Source organism: Streptomyces sioyaensis (genome assembly GCF_004122735.1).
GTDB classification, from domain to species: Bacteria; Actinomycetota; Actinomycetes; order Streptomycetales; family Streptomycetaceae; genus Streptomyces; species Streptomyces sioyaensis.
In genome coordinates, this window is sequence record NZ_SDIF01000037.1 from 1 (window position 1) to 14,466 (window position 14,466).

Here is a 14,466-nt window from a genome sequence, read left to right on the forward strand (position 1 = left end):
CGCGGGGTGGGGGTGCCGGGGCCGGTGGCCCCCGATCTCAGCTTTTACACGGGCTGAGCTGGGATTCATCACATCAGGCGAATATCTGGCCCAAGCTTGCGGTCGGCAACGCGCGGTTGCCACGCTGTTGCTGACTGTCAAGCTGTTGGGAGGGGCATGTGCCTTTCGGTGAGCAGCCCGCGTACCTCCGCGTCGCCGGCGACCTGCGCCAGAAAATCGTCGACGGCCTACTGCCGCCGCACACCCGCCTCCCTTCCCAGGCGCGCATCCGCGAGGAGTACGGCGTCTCGGACACCGTCGCGCTGGAGGCCCGGAAGGTCCTGATGGCGGAGGGGCTGGTCGAGGGCCGTTCGGGGTCGGGCACCTATGTGCGGGAGCAGCCCGTGCCGCGCCGCATCGCCCGCGTCGGCTTCCACTCCTCGGGCGGCTGCACGCCGTTCCGGCAGGAGCAGACGGACGAACGGGTGCGGGGCACCTGGGAGTCCAGCAGCGAGCAGGAGGCGGCCGGCCCGGCGGTCGCGGCCCGGCTGCGGATCGCGCAGGGCGCCAAGGTGATGCGGACGCGCTACGTCTTCCGGGCCGAGGGGGAGCCGGCGATGCTCTCGACCTCCTGGGAGCCCCTGGAGGTGACCGGGCGGACGCCGGTGATGCTGCCGGAGGAGGGGCCGCTGGCGGGGCGCGGAGTGGTCGAGCGGATGGCGGCCATCGACGTGGTGGTGGACAACGTCGTCGAGGAGGTCGGGGCCCGGCCCGCGCTGGCGGAGGAGGCCATGACGCTCGGCGGGGTGCCGGGGCATGCGGTGCTGGTCGTCTCGCGGACGTACTTCGCGGGCGGCCGGCCGGTCGAGACGGCCGATGTCGTGACCCTCGCCGACCGGCACCGGGTCACCTACCACCTGCCGGTGAAGTAGCCGCAGAAGCCCTCCTGATCGGCCCGGCGCGCCCCTGTGCGCGTGCGCGAGACGTCCTGTGCCCGGTTCTGGTTCTCGGCCGCGCGTCCGTTTTGCACCGATTGGTGGGGAAAATTTGGCCGAAACCTTGTGTTGGATAACTCACAGACCCTCAACTGAGCGGCTGTTTTGGGCAGCTGTGGGAACCCGGTGTCTCGATTCGCTCTTACGATGGCGAAGTTTGTGCACGGCACGGGGGAAGACCAGGAGACCAAGCACGTGAGCACGACGAAGACACCGAGCGCGGAGCAGGGCTCGCACTCGAATTACCGTCGGTCCCTCGGGACCATTGCCCTGACCGCCACTGGTCTCGGGTCCATCATCGGCTCCGGCTGGCTCTTCGGAGCCGAACGGGCCGCCGCCATCGCCGGACCGGCCGCGATCGTCGCCTGGATCATCGGCGCGCTCGTTGCGCTCACCATCGCGCTCACCTACAGCGAGCTGGGCGCGATGTTCCCGAAGGCCGGCGGCATGGTCCGCTACGGCCAGTACTCCCACGGCTCGCTCGCCGGCTACCTCGCGGCCTGGGCGAACTGGATCGCGATCGTCTCGGTCATCCCGGGAGAGGCCACCGCCTCGGTCCAGTACATGAGTTCCTGGGACTTCGCCTGGACGCACGCGCTCTACGACGGCACGGAGCTGACCGGCACCGGAGTCGGGCTGGCCAGCATCCTGCTGATCTTCTACTTCTTCCTCAACTGGTTCGCGATCTCGCTGTTCGCGAAGACCAACACCGCGATCACGGTCTTCAAGGTCGTCGTCCCGGCGCTGACCGCGACCGCGCTGATGCTGGCGCACTTCGACACCGGCAACATCGTCCACCACGGCGGCTTCACGCCCAACGGCTGGAGCTCGGTCTTCACCGCCGTCGCCGTCTCCGGCATCGTCTGGGCCTACAACGGCTTCCAGTCCCCGCTGAACCTCGCCGGTGAGGCCCGTAACCCCGGCAAGTCGCTGCCGAAGGCCGTCGTCTGGTCGATCCTGATCGCGCTGGTCATCTATGTCGCGCTGCAGGTCGCGTTCCTGATGGCGGTGCCCGGGGACAAGCTGACCGCCGGCGGCGGCTGGGCCTCGCTCGGCTTCAACTCGCCGCTCGCCGACCTCGCGGTGGCCTGGGGCCTGAACTGGCTGGCGCTGCTGCTGTACGCGGACGCCTTCGTCTCGCCGTCCGGTACCGGCATGATCTACGCGGCCACCACCTCGCGCATGATCCACGGTGTGCAGGAGAACGGTCATCTGCCCGGCGTCTTCGGCAAGGTGGACAAGAAGACCGGTGTGCCGCGCCCGGCGCTGCTGCTCAACCTCGTGATCGCCTTCCTGTTCCTCGCGGTCTTCCGCGGCTGGGGCTCGCTCGCCGAGATCGTCTCGGTCGCCACGGTCATCTCGTACATCACCGGGCCGGTCGCGGTGATGTCGCTGCGCCGCATCTCGCCGGACCTCAAGCGTCCGGTCAAGCTGCGGGCCATGCCGCTGGTCGCGCCGATCGCCATGATCTTCGGCTCGCTGGTGCTGTACTGGGGCCGCTGGCCGCTGACCGGCAAGGTCATCCTGATCATGGCCGTCGGACTGCCGGTCTGGGCCTGGTACGAGATCGGCAAGCCGCTGACCCAGGGCCGCAAGCCGTGGGCCGAGCTGCGCCCGCACCTCAAGGCCGGTGCCTGGATGGTGGCGTATCTGCTGGTCATGGCCGCGGTGTCGTACATGGGCGGCAAGGACTTCGGTGGCAAGGGCTATCTGCCGGAGGGCTGGGACATCCTCCTGGTCGCCGTGATCGGTCTCGCCTTCTACTACTGGGGCGTGCGCAGCTCCTGGCGTAACCCGTCGCTGGTCACGGTCGAGGCCGAGCTCCGCGCCGAGGAGGAGGCCGCGGCGGCGGAGGCCGCCGAGACCGAAGGCGCCAAGGCGTCCGTCGGGGCCTGAGCCCGCCCGGCGCCGTCCGCGCCGTCGCACTCCGCCCGCCCGAGCGCATCGGGCCTCCACCGGCCACTCGCGGGCCGTCTCCGGTTCACCGGAGGCCCGCGGGTGGCCGGTTCGGTATCTCTTTGTGTAAATCCATATCCGGTGAGTGAAGGTCGGGCGTAGGCTCGGGCATATGCGGATTGCGATTTCGGCATCAGCGGACCAGCGGCGCGCAAGGACGCGTCACGCGGCGGATGGAGGGGCGCAATGACCGAGGGTGGAGCCGTGCTCCCCTGGCTCGTCATCCGCCAGGACGAAGGCGGCAACCGCTATCGCGTGGGCCGATATGCCACCCGAGCGGAGGCGGAGCGGGTGGCCGACCGGCTCGGAACCCGCGGTCACCAGCAGCTTTACGTGGTCGAGAAGGCCGATCGGGCGACGACCTGAGGGGCCGCGAGCGGCAAGCGGGACGAGGGCGGGGGACGTAGGCTGCCGCGCATGACGACCGTGCGCGTAGTGGTGGGCGGAGCGGTGTGCGAGCGCGGGCGGCTGCTGGCCGCACGGCGCAGCGCGCCGCCCGCGCTGGCCGGCCGCTGGGAGCTGCCCGGCGGCAAGGTGGAGGACGACGAGACCCCCGAGCGGGCGCTGGAGCGCGAGCTGCGCGAGGAGCTGGGGGTCGAGGCGGCGGCCCTGGACCGGATCCCGGGCGAATGGGTGCTGCGGCCGGGCTACGTCCTGCAGGTGTGGACGGCCCGGCTGGTGTCCGGCGTGCCGCAGCCCCTGGAGGACCATGACGAGCTGCGCTGGCTGCGGCCCGGCGAGGAGAGCCAGGTCGACTGGCTGGACCAGGACCGCCCGGCGGTCGCCGAGGTGATGCGCAGGCTGGCGGCGAAGAACGGGGTGCCGCCCGCGGCCGGCGCCTCGCCGGTACGGCCGTAGCGGCCCACTCGCGGCCCGCCGGCGGCCCGTCTCCGGGCCGCAGTCGCCCGGCTCCGCCCACCCGGCCCGGGACCGCCAGGACCGCGCCGCGCGTACCCCTCGCGCACCCCTCGCGCCCCTCGCACCCCGGTCGCTCCCGCGCACCTCGTCGCCCCTCCTGGCCGTCCGGCCGTACGGCGCGCCGATATGTTTCATTTGTGCCACAGTGCACCACCGCATGCGGTACTTCGCGTTGGATACCGGGTATGTCCTGAATGACCCCTTCAATACGTGCCATGCGAGGGGGGAGTCATCGGGCTGGGATGTGATCGGCGTGAGCGACAGCGCAGCGGCAGGAGTCCCGGAGCCGGTCTCCGGCAACGCCCGCAGGCGCCCCAAGGCCACCGGTTCCCCCTCTGCCGAATGGAGTTTCCCCGCCGACCCCGGTGCCGTGCGCACCGCCCGCACCGTGGTCCGCCGGATGCTGGACGACTGGGGTTTGAACGGCGCCGCCGACGTGGCCGTACTACTCGTGAGCGAGCTCGTCACCAACTCCCTGCGCCACGCGAGCGGGCCGATCGGGGTCCGCATGGTGCTGCTGAGTACCGGCGGGCTGCTCGTCGAGGTCTCCGATCCGCTGCCCGATCCGCCGCGGGAGCGGGACGCCGCGCCCGACGACGAGGGGGGACGCGGACTGCAGCTGGTCGCGTGCAGTTCGCGGCGCTGGGGGACCCGGCGTGGAAAGAGTGGCAAGACTGTGTGGTTCGAGCTGTCTGTGGCTGGTTAGGAGACAGATGAAGTCCTGATCGTTGCCATTTCATCGACATTCTGTCGATGGCCTGCGATCGAGACTGTGCTGTGATCGTGAAGACCGTGTTCCGGATTGCCGAGGTGCTGGATACTCAGGCTGGTCCGGTCCGGGCACGATGAGCTGGAGGGGACGGGGCTCGTGAGCGAGATGTCATCTGGCGGGGCAGAACCCGCACAGGGCGATGGTCAGGGTGGTGCGGACTGCCCCGGGGACCCAGGTGGCCGCCCACGGGCGGGCGAGCTGGTGGGCCCGCCCGTGTGGCAGAGCAGCCGGCCCGGATCGATCTATGACTACATCCGCGTGGCCTCGTTCTCGCTCGGTCCCGACGGCCGGATCGAGCAGTGGAGCGAGCGGGCCGCGCAGATGCTCGGCATCCCCGCCCGCTACGCCCTCGGCAAGGACCCCGTCGAGGCGTTCGTGCCCGGTGAGTTGCGCGACACCGGCCGCCGCAAGGTGTCCGAGATACTCGACGGCCGGGAGTGGACCGGCCTGGTGCCCTACCGCAGGGAAGAGGGCGGCGCGACCGACGGGCTCGCCGAGATCTATGTGATGCCCTCGCGCAACGAGGAGGGTGAGCGCGCCGCGGTCTGTCTCGTCGTCGACGTCCGGGCGCTGCGCGGCATCGAGACCGATCTCGCCGCTTCGCAGGCCGTTTTCGGTCAATCTCCCATGGGATTCACCCTGTTCGGCACGGACCTGAAGCTGCTGCGGGTCAACGAACGGTTCGCCACCGTCTTCGGCGGCCCGGCGAGCAAGTACCGCGGCTGCGGGCCGCACGACTTCCTGCCGCGCAACGAGGCCGAGCGGATGACCGCCGCGCTGCGTCGCGTGCTGGACACCGGCGAGCCGGTCGCCGAGATGCAACTGGTCGGCCTGGGCTCGGCCGAGGGCGACCGGCGCCGCTGGTCGGTCTCGCTCTACCGGCTGCACGGCGCCAGCGGCCGGCCGATCGGCGTCGCGGCGCTGGCCGCGGATGTGACCGGCCGGCGCCGGGCCGAGCGCGAGGCCGCCAACGCCCGCCGCAACCTCGCCCTGCTCAACGAAGCCGGCGCCCGGATAGGCAACTCCCTGGATCTGGAGACCACCGCCCGCACCCTCCTGGACGTCGCCGTACCGCAGTTCTGCGATCTGGCCTCGGTGGACCTCTACCAGGGGCTGCTCGCCGGCGACGAGGCCCCGCCCGGCATGAGCGACGGCAGCGCGGAGCTGCGCCGGGTCGCCTTCGCCAGCGCCGTCTCGGACGTCCGGCTCGCCACCGCCCCCGCCGTCCCCGGCGACGCGCCGGGCCCGGTCGCGGTCGGTGCCGTCCACCGCTACCCCTTCAACTCCCCCTGCGCGAGCGCCCTGCGGACCGGCCATGCGCAGATCATCCCCGGCCGGGAGAGCGATGACGGGGGGCCGGAGTTCGGCGCGGTGGTGCAGTCCACCCTCGCCGTCCCGATGGTCGCCCGGGACACCGTCGTCGGACTGGTGCAGTTCTCCCGTACCAAGGGCAGCGAGCCGTTCGGCGAGCGCGACACGGCGCTGGCCGTGGAGCTGGCCGCGCGTGCCGCCGTCTGTATCGACAACGCCCGCCTCTACCGCCGCGAGCACGAGCGCGCGCTGATCTTGCAGCGCAGCCTGCTGCCGCCCGGCGACCCCGAGGCGGCCGGTCTGGACATCGCCTGCCGCTATCTGCCCGGCACCACCGCCACCGAGGTCGGCGGCGACTGGTTCGACGTCATCGAACTCCCGGGCCACCGGACCGCGTTGGTGGTCGGCGACGTGATGGGCCGCGGACTGCGCGCCGCGGTCGCCATGGGGGAACTGCGCACCGCCGTACGGACCCTGGCGCTGCTGGACCTGGAGCCCGCCGAGGTGCTCTCCGCGCTGGACGAGATCGCCCGCGGGCTCGGCGGCAGCGGCGACGACCGGCCCACCGGGCGGAGCGCCCGCGGCCGGTCCGGCTCCCCGGAGGGCGCCGAGCAGGGGCGCTCGGCCCGGACCGCCGATCTCTCCGAGGTCTACCTCGCCACCTGCGTCTACGCCGTCTACGACCCGATCACCCGGCGCTGTACGTTCGCCAACGCCGGACATCTGCCGCCGGTGCTGGTCGAGGACGGCGAGGACGCGTTGCTGCTCGACGTACCGCCGGGGATGCCGCTCGGCGTCGGCGGCGAGCCGTTCGAGGAGATCGAGGTCGACCTGCCGGACGGTGCGCTGCTGGCGCTCTACACCGACGGCCTGGTGGAGTCCCGCGACCATCCGCTGGACGAGGGGCTGCAGGCGTTCCGCAGGGCCCTCTCGGGCGCCGACCGCCCGCTGGAGGACGCCTGCGACCACGTGCTGAGCGCCATGAACACCTCGCACGGCGAGGACGACATCGCCCTGCTGATGGCACGGGTGCAGGGGCTGCCCAAGGACGCGGTGGGCGACTGGAGCCTGGCGCCGGAGGCCCGTTCGGTGGCCCGCGCCCGGGAGCTGGCCCGCGACCAGCTCACGGACTGGGGCCTGCAGGGCCTGGTCGACACCACCGAGCTGCTGGTCAGCGAGCTGGTGACCAATGCGCTGCGGCACGGCCACGGCGAGATCCGGCTGCGGCTGCTGCTGGACCGCACGCTGGTCTGCGAGGTCTGGGACGCCGATCTCGCCCAGCCGCGCCGGCGCCGCGCCCGGGACACCGACGAGGGCGGCCGCGGGCTGCAACTGGTCGGGCTGCTCAGCGAGGGCTGGGGCAGCCGCCGTACCCCGCGCGGCAAGACCGTGTGGTTCGAACTCGCCCTGCCGGACGGGGAGTCGCCGGCGATGGACCCGTCGGAAGCGCTGCTGAGCCTGTTCTGAGCGGGCGGGCGGGACCGGGGGCGGCGCCCGGGGTCCCGCCCCGCCCGGTCATTCGCCGCGGCGCCGGATCTTGTTGCCGAGCCACACCAGCGGGTCGTACTTGCGGTCCGCGGCGCGCTCCTTGAGCGGGATCAGCGCATTGTCGGTGATCTTGATGTGCTCGGGGCAGACCTCGGTGCAGCACTTGGTGATGTTGCAGTAGCCCAGCCCGTGCTCGTCCTGTGCGGTCGCCTTGCGGTCGATACCGGAGTCCGGCGCCGCGTCCAGCGGATGCATGTCGAGCTCGGCGATCCGCATCAGGAAACGCGGACCGGCGAAGGCGGCCTTGTTCTCCTCGTGGTCGCGCACCACGTGGCAGGTGTCCTGGCACAGGAAGCACTCGATGCACTTGCGGAACTCCTGGGACCGCCCCACGTCCTCCTGCTGCATGCGGTACTCGCCGGGGGCCAGCTCCGCGGGCGGGACGAACGCCGGGATCTCCCGGGCCTTGGCGTAGTTGAACGACACGTCGGTGACCAGATCGCGGACGACCGGGAAGGCCCGCATCGGCGTGATCGTGATCGTCTCCGTACGGTCGAACACCGACATCCGGGTCATGCACATCAGCCGCGGCCGCCCGTTGATCTCCGCGCTGCACGAACCGCACTTGCCCGCCTTGCAGTTCCAGCGCACGGCGAGATCGGGGGCCTGGGTCGCCTGGAGGCGGTGGACGATGTCGAGCACCACCTCGCCCTCGTGCACCTCGACCGTGAAGTCCGCCAGGTCACCGGCGTGCTCATCGCCCCGCCACACCCGGAAGTGCGCCTGGTAGACGCCGGACCGCTGCTCTTCCTGCGACACGCTCACCGGCTCAGCTCCTCGTCCGTCAGATACTTCGCCAGCTCGTCCTTCTCGAACAGTTCCAGCAGATCGCGGCGGATCGGCGGGGTCTCGCGGCGGGAGAGCCGGATCTGGCCCAGCGCCGGGTCGGCCGTCCGGGCCTCGCCCTGGGGATGGGCGACCTCGCAGACCAGATTGATGTTGCGCCAGCCGCGGTCCATCGCCGGATGGTCGTCGCGGGTGTGCCCGCCGCGGCTCTCCTCGCGCTCCAGTGCCGCCCGCGCCACACACTCGCTGACCAGCAGCATGTTCCGCAGATCGAGGGAGAGGTGCCAGCCCGGGTTGTACTGCCGGTGCCCCTCGACGCCGGCCCGCCGGGCCCGCACCCGCAGCTCGGCCAGCCGCTTGAGCGCCTCGAACATCTCGCTCTCCTTGCGGATGATGCCGACCAGGTCGTTCATCGCCTGCTGGAGCTCCTGGTGCAGGGTGTACGGGTTCTCCGCCGGGCCCGTCTCGTGGCCGGCGTCCTGCCCGGCGTCCTCGGCGCTGAAGGGGCGCAGCGCCTCCGCCTCCGCCGCGTCGATCTGCACCGGGTCGACCGCCGGCCGCCGGTCCAGCGACGCCGCGTACTCGGCCGCGTGCAGCCCCGCCCGGCGCCCGAAGACCAGCAGGTCGGACAGCGAGTTGCCGCCGAGGCGGTTGGAGCCGTGCATGCCGCCGGCCACCTCACCGGCCGCGAACAGCCCCGGGACGCCGGTCGCCGCCGCGGTGTCCGGGTCGACCTCCACCCCGCCCATCACGTAGTGGCAGGTCGGGCCGACCTCCATCGGCTCGGCGGTGATGTCCACGTCCGCCAGCTCTTTGAACTGGTGGTGCATCGAGGGCAGCCGGCGGGTGATCACCTCGGCCGGCATCCGGGTCGAGACATCCAGATAGACGCCGCCGTGCGGCGAGCCGCGGCCCGCTTTGACCTCGGCGTTGATGGCGCGGGCGACCTCGTCGCGGGGGAGGAGTTCGGGTGGGCGGCGATGGCGTTCCGGATCCTCGTACCAGCCGTCGCCCTCCTCCTCGGTCTCCGCGTACTTCTCCTTGAAGACGTCCGGGATGTAGTCGAACATGAAGCGCTTGCCGTCGCTGTTGCGCAGTACCCCGCCGTCGCCGCGGACGGACTCGGTGACGAGGATCCCCTTGACGGACGGCGGCCAGACCATGCCGGTGGGATGGAACTGCACGAACTCCATGTTGATCAGCGGCGCCCCGGCCAGCAGCGCCAGCGCGTGGCCGTCACCGGTGTACTCCCAGGAGTTCGAGGTCACCTTGAAGGACTTGCCGATGCCGCCGGTGGCCAGCACCACCGCCGGGGCCTCCAGCACGAAGAAGCGGCCGGACTCCCGCTCGTAACAGAACGCGCCGGAGACCCGGTCACCGTCCTTGAGCACGCGGGTGACCGTGCACTCCTGGAAGACCTTCAGGCGGGCGTCGTACGCGCCCAGCTCCCCCTCGTCCTCCTGCTGGAGCGCGACGATCTTCTGCTGGAGGGTGCGGATCAGCTCCAGGCCCGTACGGTCGCCGACATGCGCCAGGCGCGGGTACTCGTGGCCGCCGAAGTTCCGCTGGGAGATCCGGCCGTCCGCGGTGCGGTCGAAGAGCGCGCCCCAGGTCTCCAGCTCCCACACCCGGTCCGGGGCCTCACGGGCGTGCAGTTCGGCCATCCGCCAGTGGTTGAGGAACTTGCCGCCGCGCATGGTGTCCCGGAAGTGGACCTGCCAGTTGTCGTGCTCGTTGGCATTTCCCATGCTGGCCGCGATACCGCCCTCGGCCATCACCGTATGGGCCTTGCCGAACAGGGACTTGCAGATCACGGCGGTGCGCATACCGGCCTCGCGGGCCTCGATGGCGGCGCGCAGTCCGGCGCCGCCCGCGCCCACCACGACCACGTCCCATGCCTGCCGGTCCACATGCGCCATCAGAAGGCACACCTTTCCTTAGAGAACTGTCGTAGGAGTTGTTGTTGCGGGAGGGAGAGGGACAGGGGCTGTCGTCAGAAGAAGCGCGGGTCGGGGAAGGCGCCGCTGGCCAGCAGGAAGACGTAGAAGTCCGCGACGGCCACGCTGACCAGCGAGGACCACGCGAGCAGCATGTGCCGCTCGTTGAGCTTGCCGATCCAGCCCCACAGCCGGTAGCGCACCGGGTGCTTGGAGAAGTGCTTCAGCCGGCCGCCGACGATGTGCCGGCAGGAGTGGCAGGAGACGGTGTACGCCCAGATCAGCACGATGTTGACGAGGAAGATCAGGGTGCCCAGGCCCATGTGCCCCCAGGCGTAGTGCTCGTCGCGGAAGGTCAGCGCCGTGTCGTAGGTCAGCACGCCGGCCACCAGCACCGCGAAGTAGAAGAAGTAGCGGTGGATGTTCTGCAGGATCAGCGGGAAGCGGGTCTCGCCGGTGTACTTCTTGTGCGGCTCGGCGACCGCGCAGGCCGGCGGCGAGGCCCAGAAGCCGCGGTAGTAGGCCTTGCGGTAGTAGTAGCAGGTCAGCCGGAAGCCCAGCGGGAAGATCAGGATGAGCAGCGCGGGGGACAGGCCCCACCAGCTGCCGAAGATCTCCCAGTTGGGGCCGCCGCGCATGGTGTGGCAGTTCTCCGCCAGACACGGCGAGTAGAACGGCGAGACGTAGGGCGCGTGGTAGTAGTCGGCGTTCGCGAACGCCCGCCAGGTCGAGTAGACGATGAACGCGAGCAGCCCGGCGGCGGTGCAGGCCGGGGCCAGCCACCAGCGGTCGGTGCGCAGATGGCGGGCGGGGATGGCGGCGCGCGAGGCGGTGTGCACGCCGGTTGCGCCGGTGTGCGAGGAGGGTTCGGTGCCAGTGGCCAACGTCGGTCTCCGTGACGGGCGCTCCGGCCGGAAGGCTTCCACCGGGGCGGCAACGGGGTAGGGGCTGAGTGGGGCGAAGCCACCCCCTAGGGGGCCTCCACCAGGGGATTTCCCCTAGGGCGCGTGGCCGTTCCTGGAGCCGAGGCCCTCGTCCTGGGCGTCGGTCCACAACGCGGAGTCGTAGGGGGCGTCGGAGATCGTCACCATCTCGACGGTGGCCGCACCCGGACGCGGCGGCCGGCCGGTCGCCGCGCTCTGCTTGAGCAGGCCGAGGCTCTCGCGCAGATGGTCCGTGTCGCTGCGGACCCGGCGGATGTCCAGGCAGGTGCCGAGTTGCGCCTCCAGCTTCCCCACCGTGCGGGCGAGGTCGTCCAGGCTGCGTTCAACCGCCGTCAGATCATCCTTAAGGGACATATCACGTGCCCTCACTTCTGAAGGTGTGGTGGGCGATCTCATGCGCCCGAGAGTGTCGCGCGTCACAGTAGGCGTTGGGAAGGGGGTGAGCGTGATTACGACTCGAACCGGTGCGTTTCGGCAACGATGCATCCCGACACACCTCGAACGGTGATGCGAAACCGGGCGCGCCGCGGGCCCCTGGGCCGTGCGACCGGGTGGCCCCGGGACCCGCCGGGGGCCCGGGTGTTGGGCCGGGCGGGTGGCCTTCGGGCGGTGGTCGACGTGTCGGGCGGCCGGGCCGGGGACGGTCGCTTTCAGTAGGGGGGCCATAGATGTGATGAGCCGCAAACTCGGCCGAACGTGGTGCGCCGGTCAGGCCCAGGCGGTGCTCGGCGCGGCGCGGGCGAGCCCGGAGGTAACCGTCATGACCGATCACGACCACCCCTCAGGCCGCCGCGCGGCGTGCCGCAGACGCCGCTGTGCCGCGCTCATCGCGGCGGGGGCGCTGCTCCCGCTGCCGGCCCTGACCGGATGCAGCAGCGATGAACGGGAGGCGTCCGTCTCGGCGTCCCAGGACATCGCCCCGGCGCCGCGCGGCGAGCTGAAGAACGGCGGCACCCTGCGCTGGGCCATCGATGGGATGCCCGGCACCCTCAACGCCTTCCAGTCCGACGCCGACGCGACCACCGCGCGGATCACCGGCGCGGTGCTGCCCAGCATGTTCACCCTCGACGCGAACGGCCGGCCGCAGCGCAACGCCGACTACCTCGACGCCGCGGACGTCAGCGCCCGCGACCCCCAGCAGGTCGTCACGTACAAGATCAACCCCAAGGCGCGGTGGAGCGACGGCTCGGCGATCACCGCCGCCGACTTCATCGCCCAGTGGAACGCGTTGCGCGGCAAGAACAACGCGTTCTGGACCGCCCGCAACGCCGGCTACGACCGGATCGGCAAGGTCGAACAGGGCGCGGGCGCCCACGAGGTGAAGGTCACCTTCGCCCGGCCCTATGCCGACTGGCGGTCCCTGTTCACCCCGCTCTACCCCAGGAGCGTGATGGGCAGCCCCGATGCCTTCAACGAGGACGCACGCGAGCAACTCAAGGTCGGTGCGGGCCCGTTCCTCGTCCAGAAGCGGGACACCGAGGAGGGGCGGGTCGTCCTCGTCCGCAACCCGAAGTGGTGGGGCGACCGCGCCAAGCTCAAGAAGATCGTGCTGGAGTCGCTGCCCGGCGACAAGCGGGCCGCGGCGCTGGCCGACGGAAGCATCGACGTCGCCGCGGTCGACCAGCTCGCCGCGAAGCGGGTCGCCTCCGCCCGGCGCCCGGCCGGCTCCGCCGCGTCCAGGAAGCCCGGCGAGGGCAACGCGGGCCCGCAGGGCGACGGGGCCAAGGCCGACGCCAAGGCCGTCGCCGCGGAGAACGCGGTGCTGCGCGGCTACACCGTCCACAAGGCGCTGGAGCCCGCCTACACCCAGCTCGCCCTCAACGGCGCGAGCGGGCCGCTGGCGGACGACCGGGTGCGCCGGGCGGTGGCCCGCGCCCTCGACCGGCAGGCGCTCGCGGACACCGTCCTCAAGCCGCTCGACCTGCCCTCCCGGCCGCTCGGCAGCCATCTGCTGATGGCCGGGCAGAGCGGCTACGAGGACCACAGCGACGCCCTCGGCGGCCAGGACACCGGGGCGGCCCAGGCGCTGCTCGCGGACGCCGGCTGGAAGAGCGACGGCAGCGACCGGCAGCAGGCGGGCCAGAACGCGGGCGCACCGGCGCCCGGCGCCGGGCGCGCCGCCTACGGATACACCGACGGGGACGACCCGTCCGACGACCGGTACGACGGCGGCCCGTACGGGGACGACTCCGCGGAGGACGGGTCCGGCGGCCGGGACCGGGGCGGGTACGACGAGGGCGCCGACGACCGCAACCCGGCCCGCTCCGGACGCGGCCACGCCGGCGCGTCCGGCCACGGCGCGGGCGCCCGGCCGGCCGCCGCCGAGGCCCCGCTGTCCTTCACCGGCGCGGTCGGCTCGGAGGTCCAGCAGGCCGCCCTGCTGCGGCAGAGCGCCGCGTTCTACAAGCAGGCGGCCGCCGGCGAGAAGGACGCGGCGAACGGCGACACCTCCTCGGCGGCGTACGCCAAGTACAAGCGGTACAAGAAGCGCGCGGCACGGGCGCTGGGCGCCGCCGAGCGGATCGAGACCGGCCAGGCCCCGCACCTGCCGGGCTCCGGCGGTCACCCGGGCTCCGGCGGCCACCCCGGCGCCCGGCACGTCGCCGCCGAGCGTTCCGCGGCCGCCGCGCCGCGGCCGGCCGGTGACCGGGCGGACCGCGTCGCCGTCGTCAAGAAGAACGGCAGGCCGCTGACCCTGCGCTTCGTGGTCCCCGACGGCGCCGGCTCGGTGCAGCTGCGCACCGTCGGGCGGCGGATCTCCGAGATGCTCGGCAAGATCGGCGTACAGACCTCCGTCCAGCGGGTCTCCGACGCCAGCTACTTCCAGGACCACATCGCCTCCGGCGACTACGACCTGGCGCTGTACTCCTGGCCCGGCACCGCCTACCCGGCGACCGACGCCCGCCCGATCTACGCCAAGCCGCAGCCCGCGCCCGACGGCTCGCTGACCGTCGAGCAGAACTACACCCGGGTCGGCACCGACCACATCGACCAGCTCTTCGACCAGGCCGCCTCCGAACTGGACGAGGGCGCCGCACGCACCCTGGTCGAGCAGGCCGACGCCCGGATCTGGGCCGCCGCCGGGTCGATTCCGCTCTACCAGCGGCCCGAGCTGGTGGCCACGAAGAAGACGCTCGCCAACGTCGGCGCCTTCGGCTTCGCCACGCCCCGCTTCCAGGACATCGGCTACACGAAGTAAGGGCCTCACCAGCGCCCCTCAAAGGGAAGGAAATTGCAGGTCAGAGGGTGTATGGACGGGCTGCGGCGGCTACTGCCGCCGCAGCCACGTACCATGGGGTGAGGCCGTGGCGTGCTGAGAT

11 protein-coding genes are annotated in these 14,466 nt (G+C 71.7%); 7 read left to right on the forward strand and 4 right to left on the reverse strand.

Annotated elements, in window-relative coordinates:
- The first annotated feature begins 158 nt into the window (after positions 1-158).
- The 6 genes from EST54_RS15325 (at position 159) to EST54_RS15350 (ending at position 7,398) form a co-directional block, all read left to right on the forward strand.
- Positions 159-911, forward strand: a complete 753-nt coding sequence (locus EST54_RS15325; RefSeq protein WP_129248179.1) for a GntR family transcriptional regulator — start codon at positions 159-161, stop codon at positions 909-911.
- Positions 912-1,121: 210 nt separating this feature from the next.
- Positions 1,122-2,870 carry an APC family permease gene (locus tag EST54_RS15330; RefSeq protein ID WP_239012744.1) on the forward strand — a complete coding sequence of 583 codons (1,749 nt, stop codon included), beginning with the start codon at positions 1,122-1,124 and terminating at the stop codon, positions 2,868-2,870.
- Between the two features lie 246 nt (positions 2,871-3,116).
- On the forward strand, positions 3,117-3,296 hold the full coding sequence (locus EST54_RS15335; protein ID WP_129248180.1) for an SPOR domain-containing protein: 180 nt from the start codon (positions 3,117-3,119) through the stop codon (positions 3,294-3,296).
- Positions 3,297-3,347: 51 nt separating this feature from the next.
- A complete protein-coding gene (locus tag EST54_RS15340) occupies positions 3,348-3,788 on the forward strand; it encodes a (deoxy)nucleoside triphosphate pyrophosphohydrolase (protein WP_063827986.1) in 441 nt (146 codons plus the stop codon).
- Between the two features lie 304 nt (positions 3,789-4,092).
- Positions 4,093-4,554, forward strand: coding sequence for an ATP-binding protein (locus EST54_RS15345; RefSeq protein WP_129248181.1), 462 nt, complete (start codon positions 4,093-4,095; stop codon positions 4,552-4,554).
- A 279-nt stretch (positions 4,555-4,833) separates the two neighbouring features.
- On the forward strand, positions 4,834-7,398 hold the full coding sequence (locus EST54_RS15350; protein ID WP_129248182.1) for a SpoIIE family protein phosphatase: 2,565 nt from the start codon (positions 4,834-4,836) through the stop codon (positions 7,396-7,398).
- A 48-nt stretch (positions 7,399-7,446) separates the two neighbouring features.
- Here EST54_RS15350 and EST54_RS15355 read toward each other — a convergent pair whose 3' ends face one another.
- The 4 genes from EST54_RS15355 to EST54_RS15370 form a co-directional block, all read right to left on the reverse strand.
- Positions 7,447-8,244 carry a succinate dehydrogenase/fumarate reductase iron-sulfur subunit gene (locus tag EST54_RS15355; protein ID WP_129248183.1) on the reverse strand — a complete coding sequence of 266 codons (798 nt, stop codon included), beginning with the start codon at positions 8,242-8,244 and terminating at the stop codon, positions 7,447-7,449.
- Positions 8,241-10,184: a fumarate reductase/succinate dehydrogenase flavoprotein subunit gene (locus EST54_RS15360; RefSeq protein ID WP_129248184.1), complete on the reverse strand. Its 1,944-nt coding sequence runs from the start codon at positions 10,182-10,184 to the stop codon at positions 8,241-8,243. Before EST54_RS15360 ends, EST54_RS15355 begins: the two co-directional genes overlap by 4 nt.
- Positions 10,185-10,258: 74 nt before the next feature.
- Complete coding sequence (locus EST54_RS15365) at positions 10,259-11,086, reverse strand: hypothetical protein (protein WP_129248185.1); 828 nt, start codon at positions 11,084-11,086, stop codon at positions 10,259-10,261.
- 114 nt (positions 11,087-11,200) lie between these two features.
- Positions 11,201-11,500: a hypothetical protein gene (locus EST54_RS15370; RefSeq protein WP_129248186.1), complete on the reverse strand. Its 300-nt coding sequence runs from the start codon at positions 11,498-11,500 to the stop codon at positions 11,201-11,203.
- 406 nt (positions 11,501-11,906) lie between these two features.
- Here EST54_RS15370 and EST54_RS15375 point away from each other — a divergent pair, with 406 nt between their 5' ends.
- Complete coding sequence (locus EST54_RS15375) at positions 11,907-14,345, forward strand: ABC transporter family substrate-binding protein (protein WP_129248187.1); 2,439 nt, start codon at positions 11,907-11,909, stop codon at positions 14,343-14,345.
- Positions 14,346-14,466 lie beyond the last annotated feature (121 nt).

Bases quoted from the DNA above. Each gene is read 5' to 3' on its own strand.
- EST54_RS15330 (WP_239012744.1), top strand. From the start codon at position 1,122: ATGGCGAAGTTTGTGCACGGCACGGGGGAAGACCAGGAGACCAAGCAC.
- EST54_RS15340 (WP_063827986.1), top strand. From the start codon at position 3,348: ATGACGACCGTGCGCGTAGTGGTGGGCGGAGCGGTGTGCGAGCGCGGG.
- EST54_RS15335 (WP_129248180.1), top strand. From the start codon at position 3,117: ATGACCGAGGGTGGAGCCGTGCTCCCCTGGCTCGTCATCCGCCAGGAC.
- EST54_RS15370 (WP_129248186.1), bottom strand. From the start codon at position 11,500: ATGTCCCTTAAGGATGATCTGACGGCGGTTGAACGCAGCCTGGACGAC.
- EST54_RS15375 (WP_129248187.1), top strand. From the start codon at position 11,907: ATGACCGATCACGACCACCCCTCAGGCCGCCGCGCGGCGTGCCGCAGA.
- EST54_RS15360 (WP_129248184.1), bottom strand. From the start codon at position 10,184: ATGGCGCATGTGGACCGGCAGGCATGGGACGTGGTCGTGGTGGGCGCG.